The organism is Winogradskyella alexanderae (genome assembly GCF_020166335.1).
In the GTDB taxonomy this organism is placed as follows: Bacteria; Bacteroidota; Bacteroidia; order Flavobacteriales; family Flavobacteriaceae; genus Winogradskyella; species Winogradskyella alexanderae.
In genome coordinates this window covers 111,026-130,496 of sequence record NZ_JAIUJR010000002.1, presented here as the reverse complement: position 1 = coordinate 130,496, position 19,471 = coordinate 111,026, and the positions used below count along the sequence as shown (strand labels likewise).

Annotated in this window: 19 protein-coding genes; 14 read left to right on the top strand and 5 right to left on the bottom strand. The window is 32.5% G+C overall.

Annotation, left to right across the window (positions count from 1 at the left end):
• Positions 1-59 precede the first annotated feature (59 nt).
• The 14 genes from LBU54_RS04020 (at position 60) to LBU54_RS03955 (ending at position 12,849) form a co-directional block, all read left to right on the top strand.
• Positions 60-218, top strand: a complete 159-nt coding sequence (locus LBU54_RS04020; RefSeq protein WP_224526233.1) for a hypothetical protein — start codon at positions 60-62, stop codon at positions 216-218.
• Position 219: 1 nt separating this feature from the next.
• Positions 220-1,698 carry a serine hydrolase gene (locus tag LBU54_RS04015; protein WP_224526230.1) on the top strand — a complete coding sequence of 493 codons (1,479 nt, stop codon included), beginning with the start codon at positions 220-222 and terminating at the stop codon, positions 1,696-1,698.
• Positions 1,688-2,071, top strand: a complete 384-nt coding sequence (locus LBU54_RS04010) for a cupin domain-containing protein (RefSeq protein WP_224526227.1) — start codon at positions 1,688-1,690, stop codon at positions 2,069-2,071. The genes LBU54_RS04015 and LBU54_RS04010 overlap by 11 nt, the downstream gene beginning before the upstream one ends.
• Positions 2,068-2,778: a CPBP family intramembrane glutamic endopeptidase gene (locus LBU54_RS04005; RefSeq protein ID WP_224526223.1), complete on the top strand. Its 711-nt coding sequence runs from the start codon at positions 2,068-2,070 to the stop codon at positions 2,776-2,778. Before LBU54_RS04010 ends, LBU54_RS04005 begins: the two co-directional genes overlap by 4 nt.
• Before the next feature lie 34 nt (positions 2,779-2,812).
• Complete coding sequence (locus LBU54_RS04000) at positions 2,813-3,679, top strand: TolB-like translocation protein (RefSeq protein WP_224526222.1); 867 nt, start codon at positions 2,813-2,815, stop codon at positions 3,677-3,679.
• Between the two features lie 63 nt (positions 3,680-3,742).
• A complete protein-coding gene (locus LBU54_RS03995) occupies positions 3,743-4,360 on the top strand; it encodes a hypothetical protein (RefSeq protein ID WP_224526219.1) in 618 nt (205 codons plus the stop codon).
• 63 nt (positions 4,361-4,423) lie between these two features.
• Positions 4,424-5,101 (top strand): hypothetical protein, encoded by a 678-nt coding sequence (locus LBU54_RS03990; protein ID WP_224526217.1) that lies wholly within the window; start codon positions 4,424-4,426, stop codon positions 5,099-5,101.
• Between the two features lie 26 nt (positions 5,102-5,127).
• On the top strand, positions 5,128-5,817 hold the full coding sequence (locus tag LBU54_RS03985; protein WP_224526214.1) for a DUF6624 domain-containing protein: 690 nt from the start codon (positions 5,128-5,130) through the stop codon (positions 5,815-5,817).
• Positions 5,814-6,875 (top strand): tryptophan--tRNA ligase, encoded by a 1,062-nt coding sequence (trpS, locus tag LBU54_RS03980; RefSeq protein ID WP_224526211.1) that lies wholly within the window; start codon positions 5,814-5,816, stop codon positions 6,873-6,875. The genes LBU54_RS03985 and trpS overlap by 4 nt, the downstream gene beginning before the upstream one ends.
• 25 nt (positions 6,876-6,900) lie before the next feature.
• Positions 6,901-7,755, top strand: a complete 855-nt coding sequence (locus LBU54_RS03975; RefSeq protein WP_224526209.1) for a CPBP family intramembrane glutamic endopeptidase — start codon at positions 6,901-6,903, stop codon at positions 7,753-7,755.
• Positions 7,756-7,850: 95 nt separating this feature from the next.
• Positions 7,851-9,446, top strand: coding sequence for an alpha/beta hydrolase (locus LBU54_RS03970; RefSeq protein WP_224526206.1), 1,596 nt, complete (start codon positions 7,851-7,853; stop codon positions 9,444-9,446).
• Between the two features lie 84 nt (positions 9,447-9,530).
• Entirely contained in the window at positions 9,531-10,463 is a 933-nt protein-coding gene (locus LBU54_RS03965) for an NAD(P)-dependent alcohol dehydrogenase (protein ID WP_224526203.1), read from the top strand.
• A 29-nt stretch (positions 10,464-10,492) separates the two neighbouring features.
• A complete protein-coding gene (locus LBU54_RS03960; protein ID WP_224526200.1) occupies positions 10,493-11,926 on the top strand; it encodes an amidohydrolase family protein in 1,434 nt (477 codons plus the stop codon).
• A 56-nt stretch (positions 11,927-11,982) separates the two neighbouring features.
• Positions 11,983-12,849, top strand: coding sequence for an alpha/beta fold hydrolase (locus tag LBU54_RS03955; protein ID WP_224526198.1), 867 nt, complete (start codon positions 11,983-11,985; stop codon positions 12,847-12,849).
• Positions 12,850-13,132: 283 nt separating this feature from the next.
• On the opposite strand, the gene LBU54_RS03950 is transcribed toward LBU54_RS03955, so the two are convergent.
• From LBU54_RS03950 to LBU54_RS03930, 5 genes are all read right to left on the bottom strand, one after another.
• The gene (locus LBU54_RS03950) at positions 13,133-14,821 is read right to left on the bottom strand and encodes a serine hydrolase domain-containing protein (RefSeq protein ID WP_224526196.1); all 1,689 of its coding nucleotides are present in this window, start codon (positions 14,819-14,821) and stop codon (positions 13,133-13,135) included.
• Positions 14,822-14,855: 34 nt separating this feature from the next.
• Positions 14,856-15,308 carry a GNAT family N-acetyltransferase gene (locus LBU54_RS03945; RefSeq protein WP_224526193.1) on the bottom strand — a complete coding sequence of 151 codons (453 nt, stop codon included), beginning with the start codon at positions 15,306-15,308 and terminating at the stop codon, positions 14,856-14,858.
• Between the two features lie 320 nt (positions 15,309-15,628).
• Entirely contained in the window at positions 15,629-16,840 is a 1,212-nt protein-coding gene (locus LBU54_RS03940; RefSeq protein WP_224526191.1) for an alpha/beta hydrolase-fold protein, read from the bottom strand.
• Between the two features lie 147 nt (positions 16,841-16,987).
• Complete coding sequence (locus tag LBU54_RS03935; RefSeq protein WP_224526189.1) at positions 16,988-17,908, bottom strand: TolB family protein; 921 nt, start codon at positions 17,906-17,908, stop codon at positions 16,988-16,990.
• Positions 17,909-18,090: 182 nt separating this feature from the next.
• On the bottom strand, positions 18,091-19,452 hold the full coding sequence (locus LBU54_RS03930) for a serine hydrolase (protein ID WP_224526187.1): 1,362 nt from the start codon (positions 19,450-19,452) through the stop codon (positions 18,091-18,093).
• Positions 19,453-19,471: the final 19 nt, after the last annotated feature.

Below are 19,471 nucleotides of genomic sequence, written 5' to 3'. Positions count from 1 at the left end.
TTTAGAGTTTAAGCAATGCTAACTTTGAAAACAAATTAAGATTACAAACAATGGAAAAAATGAAAACTAAAAAATACAGAAAGGGAGTAAAATTAGGAATAGGAATTATACTAGGAACTGTAGTGGGGTATCTAACCTCAAATATACAATTGTGGTTTGTTTTAGGGATTGCCATTGGCGCAGCTTTAGAATACGGTACAGCAAAAAAGCAATCATAAAATGAAATCATTATTTACGACACTATTTTTTATAGGTATTACACTTTCAACGGTTAGTGTTGTATCTCAAAACAAGAACCAAGGACTTGTTAATAAAATTGATTCTTATCTGAAGGCAAGTGAAATAAATGGATTTTCTGGTGTGGTTTTAGTAGCAAAAAATGGAGAAATTCTTTTATCCAAAGGATACGGTTGGGCAGATCGAAAAAATAAAACTCCCAACTCACCTGAAACCGTTTTTAATATTGGTTCAGTAACCAAACAATTTACAGCATCTGCTATCTTAAAATTGGTAGAGCAAAGAAAAATGAAAACTTCGGATAAACTGAGTTTATATTTTCCTCAAATTCCACTTGATAAGACGGACATTACAATTCATCAACTATTGACACATACTTCAGGTATTTCCAGTAAAACAGGTGGTTTTAGATATCATGAAGCCAGCAAAAAACAGTTCTTAAAAGAGTTTTTTGAGGCAACACTACATGCTGAACCTGGCACATCCTACCAATATGCAAATGCCAACTACATACTGTTAACGGTGATACTAGAAATGGTTTCAGAACAAACCTACGACACTTTTCTACAGAAAAATCTATTTGGGCCTGCTCAAATGAAAAGTACAGGTTATAAAAGTGTTAATTTTGATAACGAACGACTGGCACATGGTTATTACTACAATAGAGATGATGAACAATGGGCAGATTGGGGAACAACTCAACAACATCTACCAGATAATAATAATCATTGGTATAGTATAGGTAAAGGGGATGTTCATTCTACCACTGAAGATTTATATAAATGGCATAATGCTTTAAAAAATAATATCGTTTTAACATCAAAAATTAGAGAAAGTCAAGAAACCCCTTTTGTAGCGGAAAATGATAACAATACATCCTATTATGGATATGGTTGGGCCATTTCTAAAAGTGATAGAGACACCAAAATCGTTGCTCATAATGGTAGCAACGGATTATACTTTGCAGATTTTGTAAGATTTGTAGAGGATGATGTAGTTGTCATATACATCACAAATAAGTTTTTAGGACCAGAATCTGAAAACGTGGCAAGAGAAATTGGTAAAATGATATTTGATGCGAATTATAAGGCGTCTCCAATTCCCAGAAATATTTACGAATTGATTCATGAATTTATTAGAACTAATCCACCTTCTAATGTAGATAAGTTAACTGTTTTTATAGAGAATGGAATAAAGAAAGATTTTAGAAAACCAGTCACTTTAAATCGATTAGGGTATAGCAAGTTAAAAAAAGAGAATCAACCAGGTTGGGCATTAGCATTGTTTAAACTGAATGTAAAATTATTTCCTAAAGATGGTAATTTATGGGATTCTTTAGGTGAGGCTTATTTAAAATACAATCAAAAGGAAAAGGCCATAGAATGTTATACAAAGGCAGTTGAATTAGGGAATGAAAGCTCGAGGAAAGCTTTAAACAAATTATTAAAAGATGACAAATAATGCATTTGACATGGTAAATATTAATAATCAAATTAAAAAATTACACTCCTATTATTCACCAAAAATAATAGCCAAAGTCAACAATGAATATGTGAAAATCGCCAAAATTAACGGCGATAAAGTCCCTTGGCATTCCCATGAAAATGAAGATGAGTTGTTCTATATTTTGGAAGGTTCGTTGGTTATGGAATTAGAACATCAAGAACCTTTTATCATGCAAGAAGGAGATGTGTTTGTGGTGCCTAAAAGTGTAAATCATAAAGTGTCATCAAAAAATGAATGTGCCATTCTATTAATCGAAAGTAAAACAACCTTGCATACCGGAAATGTAATCTCTGAGATTACAAAATCGATCAACAATCAAAAAAAATGAAATCAAATCAATCAATCAAAAAACAAGGAAATTTAATATTAGAAATACTTCTCGTTCTTGGTATTATGGCAGGTGTTAAAGCCATTGCAGACTATTTTGGTCTCATAGCATCAGGTACAATAGGAATTTGGTCAGCAATATGTGTAGCAACGTTTTTGCTTAAAAAAAGAAGCATAAGCTGGAAAGATCTAGGTGCTGTCTTACCAAAAGGACGCCAGCAATGGGTAAAACAAATAGGACTAGGTATTTTAGCTATTGCATCAATATTTCTGATAACCATGCTTGTGCTTTATGTGTTAAAGCCTGCCTTTGGTTTGGAGAAAGCAGCAGATGCCGCAGATAAGTTTCGGTTTTTTATAGATAAACCAATCGTTCTTATAATTTACATAATCATTGGTATTTGGTTTGGAGCAGGATTAGGCGAAGAATTATTAATTCGTGGATTTTTATTAAATCACATTCAAAAAGTCATTGGAAATGGAAAAGCTAGTTGGGTAGTTGCTTTAGTAACTCAAGCCGTAATTTTTGGTTTTATGCATAGTTACCAGGGTACCATGGGAATTGTAATAACAGGTTTAATAGCCTTTTCTTTTGGTTCTTTTTATTTGTTGGCAAAACGTAAGCTATTTCCTGTAGTTTTTGCACATGCAGTTTTTGATACACTTACCATGGTAGGTTTGTATTTGGCCGAAAGTGGAGTCCAGTAATAAGGCCTATTTAGTAAAATCTTTAAAATAAAATATGAAATTAACACATTACACATTACTCTTTTTTTTAGCATTAGCTATTAATGCCTGTGTTAATAAAGGACATAAATTAAATGTTGATAAGGAAGCAAGTTTAGAGGAAATTTATCTCGGTCAAAAACCACCAGGTTTAGAACCTGTGCTATTTGCACCAGAGATTATCAAAACAGAATACAGAGAAGCAGAAGCGGCTTTTTCACCCGATTTAAAGGCCTTTTATTTCCGAAGAAGAGGAGGTGAATATGCAAATAATGCTTTAGTTGTTGTAGAGCTCAAAGAGGGTAACTGGGTTGAATCGGATATTGCACCAAAATCAGGCGAGCCATTCATTGCACCAGATGGAAATACCATGCATTTAGGAAGAAACTATAGAACAAAAGATTCCATAGGCTGGTCTGCTGTAAAACGGCTTGGAGCTCCTTTTGATAATTTTCCGATTATGCGCCTTACTGCTGCATCAAATGGAACCTGTTATTTTGATGAAGCAAGTAAAGATGGCCCATTACGCTATTCGCGTTTAGTTGATGGGAAATTTGAAGAACCAAAAACATTAAACGTTGATGTTGGTTTGTGGAATGCGCATCCTTTTATTGCACCAGATGAGTCTTACATCATATGGGATGATCAGAGAGAAATTGGATATGGTGATTCCGACTTGTATATTTCCTTTCGTCAACAAGATAATTCTTGGGGTCCTGCAATTAATTTAGGTGATAAGATAAATACAAAATTTGAAGATGCTTTCGGAAGCATCTCACCAGACGGAAAGTATTTTTTCTTTCATAGATCTTATGGTGGTAACAAAGCAGATATCTTTTGGGTAGATGCAAAAATTATCTTTTCACTTAAAAATAATCCTTAAAACAGTAAATCAACACATTAAAAATAGAAATCATTAATCAAAGCAATCAAAAAACGAACAATTATGACATCAATTAAAATGAAAACAATCAAAAAACAAATTTTATTAAGACTGGCTTGTGTGGCCTTTGCATTAGTATCTAGTACAGCCTATGCACAAAACACAAATTCAGATACAATTACAAAAAGAGAGGGATTTATCTTCGAATTTGTAGTAGGTGGTGGCCTTATAAGTATAGAAGATAGTGCAGGTATTCAAACCTTTGACAAATCTCAAGGAACCTTCGTTTTTCCAGATCTAAAGTTTGGCTATATGTTAAACGACAGATTTGCTATTACGGCCTCTTTACCAGGTAACATATATGAATTTCAGGATAATGACCGAAATTTTGGAGGTTTTATCCCATCTGTGCAATATTGGGTAAAAGATCGATGGTGGATTCATGCCGGAATAGGTTTAGCAATAGATTCGCCAGCACTATACGATATTAAAGACAATGTAAATGACGATTGGAACTTTGGTTGTGCTGTAATGGCTAGTACAGGATATGAGATTTACAAAAAGAAAAATTTCGCGCTAAATGTCCAGTCTAAATTAGTGCTTGGTCGTTCGTCTTTAGAAGGGGATGCACACCGAGATGCAGTAATCTTCAATATAGGATTAGGATTTAGCTGGTTATAGATTTAAAAGGAATAGTGATTTTTCCCCTTATTCACTATTCCTATTAAAAAACTCTTCACATATATGAATAAAAAAAAATTGCAAAAGCTGGGTGGATTCTGTTCGGTTTCACTTGGATTAATCTACATTATAGCATTTATAGTTTATGGTGGAATATTAGATTATCCGAAAGGAGACGCAACGGAAATTGAAAGAATAAATTTCTTAATCGACAACTATGTGATTCTGTCAATATTAAACTTGATAAGCTATGTCTTATTTGGAATTTTACTTGCTGTATTAGTTGTTTCATTGCACCAAAAAATAAAGGATCATTTGCCCAATCTTTCGATACTGGCCTCTGTTTTTGGAATCATCTGGGTTGGCTTAGTTTTAGCCAGTGGCATGATTACAAATATTGGACTCAGTTCCGTTATTGAAATTGGAATTGAGGACCCGCAAAAGGCTATGGCAATCTGGACAAGTGTTGTTATTGTTTCAGAAGGACTTGGTGGAGGAAATGAAATTGTTGGAGCAATTTGGGTATTACTTTTAAGTATAGCACCTTTAAAATATTCGTTTTTCTCAAAACCATTGAACCTTTTAGGCCTAATTGTTGCACTTGCAGGGATTCTAACCATTTTACCTTTCGAGGTATTCAAAGTAATTTTTGGAGTTAGTCAGATTGTTTGGTTTGCATTGATTGGAACATCAATGATTCGTAAACCACATATATCGTTTGCTCACAAAGAACTAAGGTAATAAATCAAATAATAATCCCTTAAAAAATGAAACATACATTACTATTCTGTTTACTTATAGCAATAAGTTGCTCTGATAATAACAAGTCAAAAGAAATAAAGAAAACTGTGGAGAAACAAGAAAACCTAATTGCCGTTTTGGATACCATCTGGAAAACTGAACAGCTCCCAATTAGATCGAGAGACTCATTAATTGAGCTGTATGGAGTTAATCATGATTTGGTGAAAGAACAAAATTTAATTATTGATAAAAATCATGCAATTAACGAAGAAAAAGTAAAAACTATTCTCGAAAAATATGGTTGGCCAACAAAGGAAATGATAGGTGAACAGGGAAATTGGACAATATGTAACGTTATTCAACATTCAGAGAACAAAGTTCGATTACAATATCTCCCCTTAATGAGACAAGCTGTAAATGATAAAAAATTAGAACCACGCTTTTTGGTCAGAGCAGAAGACAGAATTGCAACCGAACGAGGTGATTTGCAGATTTATGGCGGACAGATGAAATACTATCCAGAAACAAAAAGTTTTAACCTATGGCCAATTTTTGAACCAGAAAATATAGATAAAAGGCGAACTGCAATTGGGCTAGATTCAATTGCTATATTCCTTAAAAATAGATTTGATTTTGAATGGAATCTTGAAGAACAGATAAAAAGATCTGAAGAATTTATTTTGGCTAAGGAAAAAGCAAACAAATATTATAAATGAAAAACAAAAGTTTTGAAATTGCTAAAAAGCAAAGCAAATTGTGGGAATATGATTTGTCTCAGAATCCTAATAAATACCGAGTATTAACTGGAGATAGACCTACAGGTAATCTTCATCTTGGACACTATTTTGGTTCGATTGTCAACCGTTTAAAATTACAAAGTTTAGGAATTGAAACTTATATTTTAATTGCTGATTATCAAGTTTTAACGGATAGGGATATTTTTAATGATAATTCGAATTATGTATATGAATTAGCCCTAGACTATTTAGCTTGTGGTTTAGACCCAGGAAATTATAAAACACATATTTTTCCTCACAGCCATATTCCTGAACTAAATCAACTCACTATTCCTTTTCTAACATTGGTGTCTAGTTCAGAATTGAACAAAAACCCTACGGTTAAAGAAGAAATTACTGCTTCAGGAATGAATACTATTAATGCAGGAATGTATATCTATCCAGTTCACCAAGCTGCTGACATTTTGTTTTGTAAAAGTAATGTGGTTCCTGTTGGAAAAGATCAATTACCTCATATAGAATTAACCCGTAAAATTGCAAAACGATTTAATAAGAAATTTAATAGTAACATCTTTCCAGAGCCTGTCGCTCTTTTTACCAATTCACCACTTATTCTTGGATTAGATGGTGTTCAAAAAATGAGTAAAAGTCGTAACAATTCAATTAGGATTAAGGCGACAGCTGACGAAACAGTTAAACTGATAAAATCTGCCAAGACGGATTCAAACCGCCGCATATCTTATGACCCTGTAAACAGACCAGAAGTTTCCAACTTACTTAAATTAGCTTCCTTATGTTCAGATAAAAACCCAATTGATATTGCTGATGAAGTTGGCGACCAAGGATCAGGTAAGCTTAAGCAAATAACAGCTGAAGCTATAAACACATATTTTGAGCCCATAAGAGATAAAAGAAAAGAGTTGGAAAAAAACAAGGACTATGTTAGGGATATTTTGCATAAAGGTATAAGTAAGGCAAGAAAAACAGCAATTGAAACGCTTAGCGAAGTCACTGAAGTAATGAATATGAAAATATAATAGCACCATTATAAAACTACTCATCATGATAAAATCTATAGAAAATAAAAAACAAACCTGGAAAACAATACTCTTATTTCTGGGTCTTGTAATTGCTCTTACGTCACCATTTCATTATGCAATAGTCAATTTATATCCATCAAGAATTTATGTTGGCGCTATCATGTGGTGTCCAGCAATAGCTGCATTTATTACCCTAAAAATAAAAGGACGTAAAATTTCATCACTAAACTGGAATTGGGGTAAATGGAGATATATTCGATGGTCTTATTTTATTCCTGCCTTTTATGGTGTAATCACTTATTTATTAATCTGGATTTTTGGATTCGGAAACCTAGCAAATGAAGAAGCCATAACTGAATGGGGAAAAGAACTGGGTCTGTTTGGTATTGGAACTTTAAATCCAACGTCAATAGCCATCATAGCCATTAGTTTATTAGGCACTGTTGAAGTTATAAGAGCCTCTGCAACAACCCTAGGTGAAGAAATTGGATGGCGAGGATTTTTCATCTATGAGTTGAGAAAAGTGCTGTCATTTACAGGAGTATCCATTTTTAGTGGATTAATTTGGTCTTTTTGGCATTGGCCATTGCTAGTTTACTATAGTAACAATGTACTATTAGAATTTACAACGTTCACTATCGTAATTGTTTCTATGTCATTTATTATGACATATTACACGTTTAAATCTAAAAGCCTATGGCCAGCAGTAATTTTTCACGCCGTAAGCAACGTGTATATTCAAAAAATTATGCCTTCGCTAACCATAAAAGTTGAAGGAAGTGAACATTGGCTTGGTGAAAACGGAATTATGTTTGCTATAGTAACGCTTATTTTCGGATTATATTTTTGGAGAAAAGCAGTAAAACAAAACTTATAGTCCACACTAATTTTCGATGTAATTGGTTCCAATTTCCAAATACGAACTTTTTAGTTACAAAATTGATTCAAATTTGCAGTAAATCTTTAACAATAATGAAATCAATTATATTAAAAACTTTTTCAACTCTAATAATGTTTCTAACGTTATTGGCTTGTAACAATGAAAAATTATTAACGGAATTTCCTGATAGCATACCGTTAAACAGTGAATTTTCAGTAGAAAAGAAAATTGATAAGGATGAAGAAAACAGTTATTCAATTTTTTTAAAAAATGGTGAAGCCATATTGGCAAATATTAACCAGCTTTCAATAGATGTTGTTATTGATATATATGATTCAGATCATCAGTTATTAAAATCAATAGATGGAGCTGGATATATAGAACATATTGACTTTTCAGCAAAAAGAAGTGACAATTATTTTTTTAAAGTATATCCTTTTGATAAAGAGGCTTTTGGAGGGGTATACTTATTTGAGGTTAAAGAAATAATGATATTAGAAGAAAATGTAAAACGTATTGCAAAAAAAGAAATACCTTCAAAAACGCTATATAATTTATGGGTTAAGTCTCTAAAGGAAAAAAATGTGATTGATGAGTTCTTAAACTCTCACAAAACCAAACACATTATTGAACCTATACAAGGAAATTCAATAGAGTCAAGAGTGACTTATTTTTATGTGCCATCAAAGGATGCAGAATATGTAATGCAAAGTGGAGGTCCAGATTTTATGGGTCTACGATTTAAGCAGTTGGGAAACACAAAATTATTTTTCACCTCCCATGTTGTTCCAAACGATGCATTATTTAATTATGGTTTTAATGAATTCAAGCTTTACGCATTGGGACCAGAAGAAGAGTATTCATATAGGGATATGGAGCATGTCTATGATGATTTTGTACAAATGCCCGGTGTTATAAGAAATCCATATTCAATAGAAAATAGTGAAGTTAAAAAGGGTGTTTTAAATGAGTTTACCATACCGAGTAGTTATTTAAATGAAGACCGAAAAATTACTGTTTATTTACCCAATAGCTATGATTCAAACAAAGAGCATAAATTATTAATCCTATTCGATGGTGAAGAGTATGGAGCAATTTTAAACAGAAGGGCAGAAGTACCGACCCCTATAATTTTAGATAACTTGCTTGCAAATAATAAGATTGAGCCTACAATTGCAGTGATGGTATGGAGTTTAGGAAAAAGAAACAAGGATTTGATAAGTGCTAGCTTTGGAAGTTTTATTGCAAGAGAATTAGTAAGCTGGGCCAGAGAGAGCTTTACTATCGGCTTAAAACCTAATGATATTTGTGTTGCAGGTTCTAGTCGTGGAGGCTATGCTGCAAGTTTTATAGCATCTCAGCATTCTGATATAATTGGTAATGTTATATCACAATCAGGTTCTTTTTGGATAACTAATAATGATAAGAATAATCATTGGATGTATCCTACAAAACAAGGACAGTTAATACAGTTTTTTAAAAATTCAAAAAAGTTACCAATTCGTTTTTATCTAGATATTGGGTTATATGATCAAGGAGCTTCAATGTTAGGAATGAATAGAGAGTTCAGGTCTATAATAGAGTCAAAAGGCTATGATTTTGTATATGAAGAGTTTAAAGGTGGGCATAGTTATTTAAATTGGAAAGAGACACTACCTAATGGTGTTATTTCAATTTTTGGAAAATAATTGTACTAACTAAATAAGTTTCAATTATTAGATGCGAATTTTTAGTTATAACAATCCAATCAATTTTACTTTAGAAATAAAAAGATGAAAGCAATAAAGTGTCTAAAATATGGCGATGTAGAAAACTTGGTGCTAAGTAATGTGAAAAAACCATCACCAAAAAATAATGAAGTGCTAATAAAAATATGGGCTACTTCAGTAACTACAAGTGATGTTTTAATTCGTAAAATGAATGAACCTCTGATCCCCAGATTTGTACTGCAACTTATATTTGGTTTTGGACGCCCAAGAAATCCTATTTTAGGTATGGTAACCTCTGGAATTGTAGTGCGTAAGGGTAAAAATGTGACATTGTTTGAAGTCGGGGATGAGGTATTTGCCTATGGTTCGATCTCACCAACCAAACTTCGTTTTGGTTCTTATGCAGAATATATTTGTTTACCAGAAAACTGGAATCTTGCGTTAAAACCAACAAATCTTAGTTTTGAAGAAGCTGCAGCAATCCCTTATGGAGGTTTTCTTGCTTCTCATTTATTAAAAAAGACGAGTATAAATAAGGGGGATAAAGTTTTAATCTATGGAGCTTCAGGAAGTATAGGGTCAATGGCCATTCAATTAGCGAAGCTTATGGGAGCTCATATTACTAGTGTCTGCAGTGCAAGAAACTTCGAGTTAGTAAAGATTTTAGGTAGTGATAAGATGATTGACTACACCTTAGAAAATGCAGAGAAACAATTGGAAAGGTATAAATATGTAATCGACGCAGTTGGTAATTCGAAATCATCGAAACTAAAAGAAATGAGTAAAAAAGCATTGACTCCTAATGGCAATTACATATCTATAGATCATGGTACACCATTAACACCAAAAGAAGCTTTTTTTAATTTAAAAAGGTTGGTTGAACAAAGGAAAATTATCCCAGTTATCGATAGAATATATCCTTTAGAAAAAATGGCTGAAGCACATAAATATGTGGAGCTAGGGCATAAAAGAGGAAATGTAATTATTACGATCTAGTGGTACGAATTGAATTTATATAAATACAGATGAAAATACTAAAATCACTTTTAAAATTTATCGTTGCGCTGATAGGAGTTGTTTTACTCATAGGCATTATTATTCTTTGGGTGGATGCATCAAGCACAAATTATTTGGATATCAATAAGAATGTATCAGCATCTGACAATTCGTATCTGATTAAGAATGTTAATGTGATTCCAATGTACCAAGACACAGTGTTAGTTGATAAAATGGTATATATAAAAGACGGAATTATTGAAAAGATAGCAGATACAATTGAGGTCAATAATGTTGAAATTTTTGACGGAGAGCATAAATATCTTACTCCGGGTCTAATCGATATGCATGTACATGTTTGGGATAGATACGAACTCGGACTTTATCTATCTAATGGAGTAACTGCGGTTAGAAATCTTTGGGGTATGCCTATGCATTTAAGAATTAAAGAAGATGTATTTGAAGAAAATATTTTCTCACCATCGTTTTTTACAACAGGACCAAAATTAACAGGCTCAGAATTTATTGGTGATGATAATTTGAATCTAACAAATCCTAAAGAGTCACAAGAAGCTGTAATTTCATATAAAGAAAGAGGGTATGATTTTATTAAAACCTATTATGGACTAAATAAACCGATTTTTGATGCGGTGATTAAACAAGCCAAGATTTCTGAAATGGATATTGTGGCTCATCCTTCTCAAAAAGTACCATTTTTATATCATTTAAACACTCAAATCAAATCCATTGAACATGTTGAAGAAATTGTGCAGCAACCTTTACAGTTTGATTTAGATACTCTTAAACTACAACCTATAATCGATTCTATTTCACAGTCAAATCACACGAGTTATTGTCCTACAATTACGGTTTTTAATAATATCTATCAAATGATGATGAATGATAATATTTTAGATTCAGAAATATTGAAATATATGAATCCACTCATTAAAATGGACGATAGCAAAAGACAATTTGAGCGTTGGTATAATGCTAAGCAAGAAGATCCTTCTACTGTTGATCGGATAAAAAAACAGCACGATTTTCATTTAATAATTGTTAAAAAATTACACGAAGCAGGTGTGCCAATAGTTTGTGGAACTGATGGCGGTATTGGTGTTACGCTTCCGGGTTTTTCAATTCATAAAGAATTAGCATTTTACAAAAAAGCTGGTCTATCTAATTACGAAGTTTTGAAAACAGCTACCGTAAATGCTTCTCAAACACATGCAAAGATGAACCAATTGGGTACTATTGAAAAAGGAAAACTTGCCAATTTATTAATAGTAAATGAAAACCCACTTACAAATTTAGCCACTATTGAAAATCCAATCTATGTGTTTATAAAGGGTCGAAAATTAAGTAGAGAGACGCTAGATTTTTTTAATGAAAAGGCAAAGAATAGAAAAAACTTAATCGCCACAGGACTTAAATATTTGGAAAACTTAATCATTGAAAAATAGTCTATTGCTTCATTTCAAATCAATATATAAATAATCAATCAAAAAACGAATAAAGAATGTTTTTCAAATCAAAAGAAGGAAAAGATAAAATCTTAACCCTTTACAATCAAAAGTTAAAAGAGCTGAATATTGAATATTCAGAAAAATTAGTTGAAACAAAATTTGGAGTCACAAATGTCATTAGTACTGGCAATACAAATAAACCTCCATTAGTATTAGTTCATGGTACAGGAGGTTGCGCACCTCAAATTTTAGATTCTTTCCCAAATTTAGTCTCAAAATATTGTGTCTATGCAGTAGATGTGTTAGCACAACCCAATAAAAGCGCTGAGAATAGATTAGATATGAAATCTTTAGATTATGGAAAATGGTTGATTGAAGTTATCATAAAACTAAGACTAAAAAATGTAACCTTAGTTGGTTTTTCTTTTGGTGGTTTCGTTAGCTTAAAATCGCTAGAGTTTAATGAATCACCAATTAGACATGTTTTCTTAATTGCCCCAGTCTACATAGTAAATGGTAATCCTCTTGTAGGGGTATTCAAAATGTTCCTGCCATTAAAAAAGTTTATCAAGACAAATAATCAAAAGCACATAAAAAAAGTAATGGAAGCACTCTTTTCCGAATACGATGATTTTGCCTTAGACTTTATGTCTCAAACTTTTCAGAACTGTAATATGGATTTTTCACCTTTACCAATAATAAGTAAGGATAAGGCTAAAAACATAAAAACACCTATCACCATTTTCGCTGCTGAAAAAGACATCATGTTTCCAGGTAAAAAAATGATAAAACGTGCTAAGAAAATATTTCCTTCTTTAGAAGAAACCATATTATTAGAAGACTCTAAACACGTACCAAATGCAAAGAATTTTGAAAAAACAGAAGAATTAATTCTTAATAAAAGAGAATCGTTTTTTTAAAATGTACAAAAGAATCTAATAGAATTATTTTAAGGTGATTAACAACGAAAAAAGATTTTTGTAATATTATTTTAATCAATTTTTTAATGCGAATGGTAAAAGTTATTTGATTTTAATTGTACCGATTTTGTACCTAGAGCTATTTCTAGAAGTGGTAATTGGTAAAAGTACTTTCTGTATCGGTAAATAAAAATAAATAATAGCCTTATATGTCCATTTTTTAAAGTCAATTAAATGGTTTAGATGTACATAATATGTGCGAGATTTTCTTTTTCTTTCTTAATTAAAAATTAACACGTTTAAACCAAACATTTCGAGTACGTCCATTTGACATGGTTAACCCCAACACGTTATCGTTTTTGTCTTTTTTCATTTCTATAATGCCAATTGGGCCACTGGTAGAAAAAATAGTATTATAAAGTTGTTTTAGTTTCATTTTACCATGTCTGGCGTGTTCTATATACATAGCATCACCTTCATTAAAGATTGAATAGGTTGTTTTTAATTCAGGACTGTAATAATTTCCAACAAACATTTTAAAATCATTCGTATTTTTATGTATATTACTTTGAAGAAAAGTAAAAACCCCAGGTATGTTATCTCCAATTTTTATGGTCATTTGATGCGCATTACTATCAAATGAAACTACTGGTTTAATTGAAGGATGCATCATGATAAATGTATGCTCATCTGTAGGTACTAAAGGCCATGAATTTTTTTCGGAGTTTGAATATCGTAGTGTATCATTTTTTACATAAATTTTACGACCTGATTTTTCAGAATCACTCCAGTATACACCTTCAAACTTTTTTATCTTATCCGCAGGTAACTTTACAAATTCAGGAGTTATAGAATTTTGTTTTGTTGTTGCCTTTGGAGTACCTTGACTTTTACTCAATAAGACATCTGAGATCATATTTACCTTAGGACCAATGCCACCTCCCGAATAATTTGATAAAATAACAATATGCAGTTGCTCTTCAGGAAACACCCTTGCTATAGCTCTAAATCCACCTACAGAACCTCCATGCTGAATCACTTGTTTTCCTTCGTAATCTTCAATACGAACCCCAAAACCAAAAGGGGTTTCAAAACCATTATTTAAGGGAGTTCTTGTAAGCAATGTATTGAAAGCAGAGGTCCATTCTTTTTGAGGAGTACTAAAATTTTGTAACCAGATATTCAAATCTTCTACTGTTGAATACATATTTCCTGCACCAAAGTACCCCCAATATTCTATAGCACGTTTAAAATCATTTCTTAGGTAATAAGATGTGGCGTTATGAGCAACTATTCTGTCATGCTCAATTTCTACAAAAGTGTTTTTCATTCCAAGAGGATTAAAAATATTTTGCTTCATCCATTTCTCAAAAGTCAATCCACTTATGTTCTCAATAATTTTTGCTAAAAATATATATCCTGTATTACTATAGGATGATTCGTCACCAGGGTTAAAATTAAGATCCTTTTGGTCCTTAAAAATACGATATACATGTTCGTTAGTTTCTAAATCTGCTGGTCTCCATCCTGCTAGCCCGAGCAGACCATGAAGGTCTCTTATTCCACTGGTATGATGCAAAAGATGACGTATAGTGATGGTTTTATCATAAGGGGCTAATTCTGGAATATATTTACGTATATCATCATCAAAGGAGAGTTTGTTTTGCTCTTCTAGTAATACAATTCCCATAGCAGTAAACTGCTTAGATAGAGAACCAATGTTAAACCGTGTATTAAGATTGTTTGGTACATTATATTCCAAACTTGCTAAACCATAGGCTTTAGAAAAAATTGTTTCACCTTTTAGAGAAATCAAAACAGTACCTCCAGGATGATTTTCGATATTCCAAGAGGTAAAAAGGTTATCTATTTGTTCAATTTGTGCTGTATAAACCTGGCCAAAGCTATTCAAGGTTAGTATTAAAACAGCCAAAAGTAGTATGTGATGAGTTCTTGTTTTAATTTGTTTCATTGTGTATAAAATTGAATTTGTATAGTGTTTTTTTCTAAAAATGCATTTTCATTCCTTCATGGCTGGCTTTAAATCCGAGAGATTTATAAAACCGAATGGCATCTGGTCGCTTTTTGTCGGTAGTCAATTGTAATAAGTGAGCATTCCGTTCCTTTGCTCTTTGAATAGCCCATTCAAATATGGCTTTTCCAAGACCAAGTCTTCGATGTTTCTTTTGCACACGAACGCCTTCAATTTGTGCCCGAATTCCTCCTTGATAGGTCAAGTATTGAATGAACGATAGCTGCAGGGTTCCAATGACTTCTAATTTTTCATTTTCTACAACTATGAGTTCTTGATTTACATCTGTGCTTATATTTTTAAATGCATTAAAATAGCATTCAGCTAATGAAAGGGTATAATTTTCTCTTGTTTTACCGAGTTCATCATCTTCTATCATGGCTACAATTACTGGAACATCAGCCTCTTTTGCTTTTCTGAATTTCATTTATTGTCCATTTTTCGATTAATCATATTTTCTGTATCCGTCTAGGATTGCTTATTCAATCATTTCTTTGCAAATATTTTTCCCCACTTTAGAGACTATAATATCCCTCCAGGTCCTTATTTTGCCGTAAGGTTTTAGCCAATAGAGAATTTATTGTTTGTGTAGTTGTGAAGTGCACCACTAAAACCAAAAGAACATGGAGTGGCTTCAAACAAACCTTATTCATGTGATTAAAAATGTTTTCCCTAATGGAAGTAAACTCCACCCAATAAATATTTCCTTCATTTTCATTTCCCATTCAATCAATAGTTGGTATTGACCTAGTTTTGGGTTTTTCTCAATCTATCGATTTCTTTTTGTAAATCTTCTTCTTGTCCCAGTTTATATTTTTTTGATATTTCTACTCCTTGAAGATAGGTTTCTATAGCTTTATTTTTTTGATCTGTTTTTTCGTACAGCTTTGCTAAATATGTAAAAAGACCAATATAATTGGGATATGTTTCAGAGGCCCTTTTAAGTACTGTTATGGCACCTAAAGTGTTTCCATTTTTCAATAATCCTGAGACAAGATCAACATAAACCCCGGCTGGTCTTCTTGTTTTCACTCCATATTTGTCCATTAATCCCTGTTCTGCTTTTAAAAAGGCTTTATCATTAAAGTTATTGATCAAATCTTCGCCTATTTTTAAATCGGAAAATAAAAACCTTAATCCATAATAATTTAACAGCAGCCTTGAGGCATCATGGTCTTCATCACCAACTTCCTCATGAAACCATTTGAAGTTTTTAGGAGTGTTCTCTTTTATCACATCAACATACCTAATCAATTCCTGTCGCATCCCCCAGCCATCACCACCACCAATACCAAAGTATATAGTTTTGTTTAGGGTTTCATTAGATTTAAAAAATGTTTTTGCTTTTGTTGTCATTTCTTCCTTGTTCCACCAAAGTGCTGGCGCTTCTACAATAAATGCATCAAACAAGCCTGGGCTATCCATAAGTGTAAAAACACTAAACAGGCCTCCAAAAGAATGTCCTTCCAAAATACGATAGGGATGTGTTCTGTAATTGGCTTCTATATAAGGGATCAATTCCTTACTTAAAAAACGAAGAAACTTTGGGGCACCGCCACTTTGTGGAATTCCTACATTTCCTACGCCACCATATGCATCCTGTCCGGCATTAGATGGGGTTAAATCTCTAGACCTGTCTAAACTCTCTATACCAACAACAATTAAAGGAGAAATTAACCCTGATTCTGTCAAGAGTTCTATAGTACCTATAGTATGTTTTATGTTTCCTAAACCATCCAATACATAAATAACTGGATAATTAGCTTGGCTATCATCATATCCAACTGGAAGTGAAATGATAACGGGGCGTTCTTCATTTAATACTTCTGATTTTAAAATATACTGCTTCCCGAGCCCCAAAAGCTCATTGTTTGGTGTCAACTCGATTTTTTCGGCTAATTGCGCATGTATACTTAATTGAAAAACAGAAAATATATATAGTAGTAGTATTTTTTTCATTGTTTATAGTATTAGATTATAGTTATTATTTTGTTTGTTGTATTTTTAAAATTTGATGCTACTTATTCTTTAGTGTTTACATAAACATCTGTAACAACATTTTGCTTTGGGCTAAGTTGATTTTTCGCATGACTAAGATTTAATTTGTTATCTCGCTTTTTCAATCTCCTTTTTAATAGGATCAAATTCCACCCAATAAATATTTCCCACATTTTCATTTCCTCGATGAAAGAATAAATACTTACCATCTGGTGATACACTAGCGGCCATTTCAGTTTGCTCAGTATTTATTTTAGGTCCTAGATTGTAAGGCTTTGTCCATTTACCACTTTTGTTAAAGCTTATATATAAATCACTTTTTCCATAACCTGATTCACTTTTAAAATCAAAGATCATGTAACTTTCATCTGGGGCGATGAATGAGTGGGCTATCCATTTTCCAAGAGAATTAATTTCATTTCCTATTCGATCAATACTTTTGTATTGTTCATCTTCTTTTATTGATTTATAAATCACCCAATCTTCTGGTTTATCTCCTTTTTCTCCAGTAGTAAAGTATAGATTCTCATTTCTTGAAGAAGTTAAATACATGATAATGGATTTTTCAATAAACGGACGTTCTAACGGAACTGGATTACTCCATCCATTCTGAGTTTTTTTACTGTACCATTGGTGTAATCCAGTTGATTTAATTGTATAGTTCAAGGGTCTTGTGCTTCCAAAATATAGCTTATCTCCTTGAGGGTTAATATGAGGTTCAAAATCCCACCCTTTAGATGTTGTAAAAAAAGCGGGTTTTGGATTTGACCATTGCCCATCAACCAATTTCATGGTATATATTTTATTGTCTTCTCCCGGATTTCTTCGTGTAAAAAATATTTCGTCCATATTAGGGCTAAAGGTGATGGCAAACTCATAGCTATCAGTCGAAATAATCCCTTTTCCAAAAATCAAAGGGATATCTGTTGGAATATTTTTATCTAACAGTATCAAATTAGACGGAGTTTCTTTGGTACAAGAAAACAAAAGGGACACTAAGAATAGAAAAGTTAAATTGAAAGTTTTCATTATTTGATTTTTGTAAATAATACATTTTTAGCTCTACTACTCGATACTTAAAAGGCTATCTATTTTAGCGGTTATGCGATGGATGTTTATTTCGTCACTAATGTTTTGAGCAGATATAGTTTTAACACATAAAACGAGTAAGAAAGATACTATTGATTTTAAGTTTATTTTCATTGTTACACTTATTGCTTGGTAAATAGGTAAACATCTGCTACACCACTTTGTTCAAGACCTAGTTGATTTTTCTCAAGGTCAAAAATGAAGTTTGCACCTATCTCTACATTAGTGAATGTATGTTTTCCCTTGTAAACCAATGGTACTTTTGGGTTGTCGTTTAACTGTGTATACAAGACTTTATTTTCTCGGCTTACGGTAAATTTTCCGGATCCTTCATTGGCAGCATAAACCCCAACATACTTTTCAAGTTCACTCGCTATAATTTCAACATGGTCAAAATTGGGAAGCTCAAAAGGCTCATTGAAATAACACTTCAACACATCTGTTAGCAAGTTGTTTATGGTGTAATCGATGGCATTAGATGAAATGGCAATGGCCAGTTTTTCTTTAGGAATATAAATGGATATCGAGTGGAAAGCATCAATATGGCCACCATGTCCGAACCCTTTTTTATCCTTATGGTTAAATAGCATAACACCCATACCATGGTTGTCTTTGATTGCGGTCATTACATTGAGCGATTCTTTTGAAACTATCTTCTCATTGAAAAGCGCCTCCATAAACATATTGAGATCGCTAGGGTTTGAAACAATTGAGCCACTTCCTAAAGCAATGGATAGGTTCGTTTCTGGGAATTCAATCCATTTGTCCTTAAGGCTATATGAATAAGATTCGTTATTGCTGATAGTAATTTTTCCACCCGAATAGGTGTTTGTTAACCCTAATGGTTTAATTATTTTCTCTTGTAAAAGGTCTTCATAGGGCAATTCATAAACCGCTTCCAAAATTTGAGATAGTAAGAAATAATTTGAGTTACTATACTCATTACTGCTACCAGGTTCAAAGTTGCTTTCATAATTGCTGATTATTTTTAGCATATCTTCCCTGGATTTGTGCTCTGTGCGATAGTCGAAAAACGTTCCGTCCTTTGTGAAGCTAGGGATTCCACTTCTATGGTTCAATAAATTACTAATCGTTATTTTATTTGCATTTTCAATTGCCGGAAAATAATTGTTTAGGGTTTGAGTGATGCTTAATTTATTTTCCTCTATGGCTTTAAAGACCATAGTCGCTGTAAACATTTTGGTGATTGAGGCAATTCTGTATTTGGTAGCATTTGTAGTTGCCTTTTGATTTTCTACATCATCATAACCAATGGCTTTTGAGTAGATAACTGACCCTTCCTGAGACATGGATATATTACCCATAAACTTGTTGTTTTTATGAAGTACATCAAACAAATCATTGAGTTTTTCTTTAAACGGTTTTTCATTAAATGCTACTTCTGAATCTTTTGAATCACTTTTATTTCCGCAAGAGCATAGTAGTGCGATACATGCTACTAATAGTAAATATTTATTTTTCATTTTTTTTAGTTTATGTTCG

Bases quoted from the DNA above. Each gene is read 5' to 3' on its own strand.
- LBU54_RS04000 (WP_224526222.1), top strand. From the start codon at position 2,813: ATGAAATTAACACATTACACATTACTCTTTTTTTTAGCATTAGCTATT.
- trpS (WP_224526211.1), top strand. From the start codon at position 5,814: ATGAAAAACAAAAGTTTTGAAATTGCTAAAAAGCAAAGCAAATTGTGG.
- LBU54_RS03955 (WP_224526198.1), top strand. From the start codon at position 11,983: ATGTTTTTCAAATCAAAAGAAGGAAAAGATAAAATCTTAACCCTTTAC.
- LBU54_RS03985 (WP_224526214.1), top strand. From the start codon at position 5,128: ATGAAACATACATTACTATTCTGTTTACTTATAGCAATAAGTTGCTCT.
- LBU54_RS04015 (WP_224526230.1), top strand. From the start codon at position 220: ATGAAATCATTATTTACGACACTATTTTTTATAGGTATTACACTTTCA.
- LBU54_RS03995 (WP_224526219.1), top strand. From the start codon at position 3,743: ATGACATCAATTAAAATGAAAACAATCAAAAAACAAATTTTATTAAGA.
- LBU54_RS03965 (WP_224526203.1), top strand. From the start codon at position 9,531: ATGAAAGCAATAAAGTGTCTAAAATATGGCGATGTAGAAAACTTGGTG.
- LBU54_RS04005 (WP_224526223.1), top strand. From the start codon at position 2,068: ATGAAATCAAATCAATCAATCAAAAAACAAGGAAATTTAATATTAGAA.
- LBU54_RS03970 (WP_224526206.1), top strand. From the start codon at position 7,851: ATGAAATCAATTATATTAAAAACTTTTTCAACTCTAATAATGTTTCTA.
- LBU54_RS03940 (WP_224526191.1), bottom strand. From the start codon at position 16,840: ATGAAAAAAATACTACTACTATATATATTTTCTGTTTTTCAATTAAGT.
- LBU54_RS03950 (WP_224526196.1), bottom strand. From the start codon at position 14,821: ATGAAACAAATTAAAACAAGAACTCATCACATACTACTTTTGGCTGTT.
- LBU54_RS03990 (WP_224526217.1), top strand. From the start codon at position 4,424: ATGAATAAAAAAAAATTGCAAAAGCTGGGTGGATTCTGTTCGGTTTCA.
- LBU54_RS04020 (WP_224526233.1), top strand. From the start codon at position 60: ATGAAAACTAAAAAATACAGAAAGGGAGTAAAATTAGGAATAGGAATT.
- LBU54_RS04010 (WP_224526227.1), top strand. From the start codon at position 1,688: ATGACAAATAATGCATTTGACATGGTAAATATTAATAATCAAATTAAA.
- LBU54_RS03930 (WP_224526187.1), bottom strand. From the start codon at position 19,452: ATGAAAAATAAATATTTACTATTAGTAGCATGTATCGCACTACTATGC.
- LBU54_RS03960 (WP_224526200.1), top strand. From the start codon at position 10,493: ATGAAAATACTAAAATCACTTTTAAAATTTATCGTTGCGCTGATAGGA.
- LBU54_RS03935 (WP_224526189.1), bottom strand. From the start codon at position 17,908: ATGAAAACTTTCAATTTAACTTTTCTATTCTTAGTGTCCCTTTTGTTT.
- LBU54_RS03975 (WP_224526209.1), top strand. From the start codon at position 6,901: ATGATAAAATCTATAGAAAATAAAAAACAAACCTGGAAAACAATACTC.
- LBU54_RS03945 (WP_224526193.1), bottom strand. From the start codon at position 15,308: ATGAAATTCAGAAAAGCAAAAGAGGCTGATGTTCCAGTAATTGTAGCC.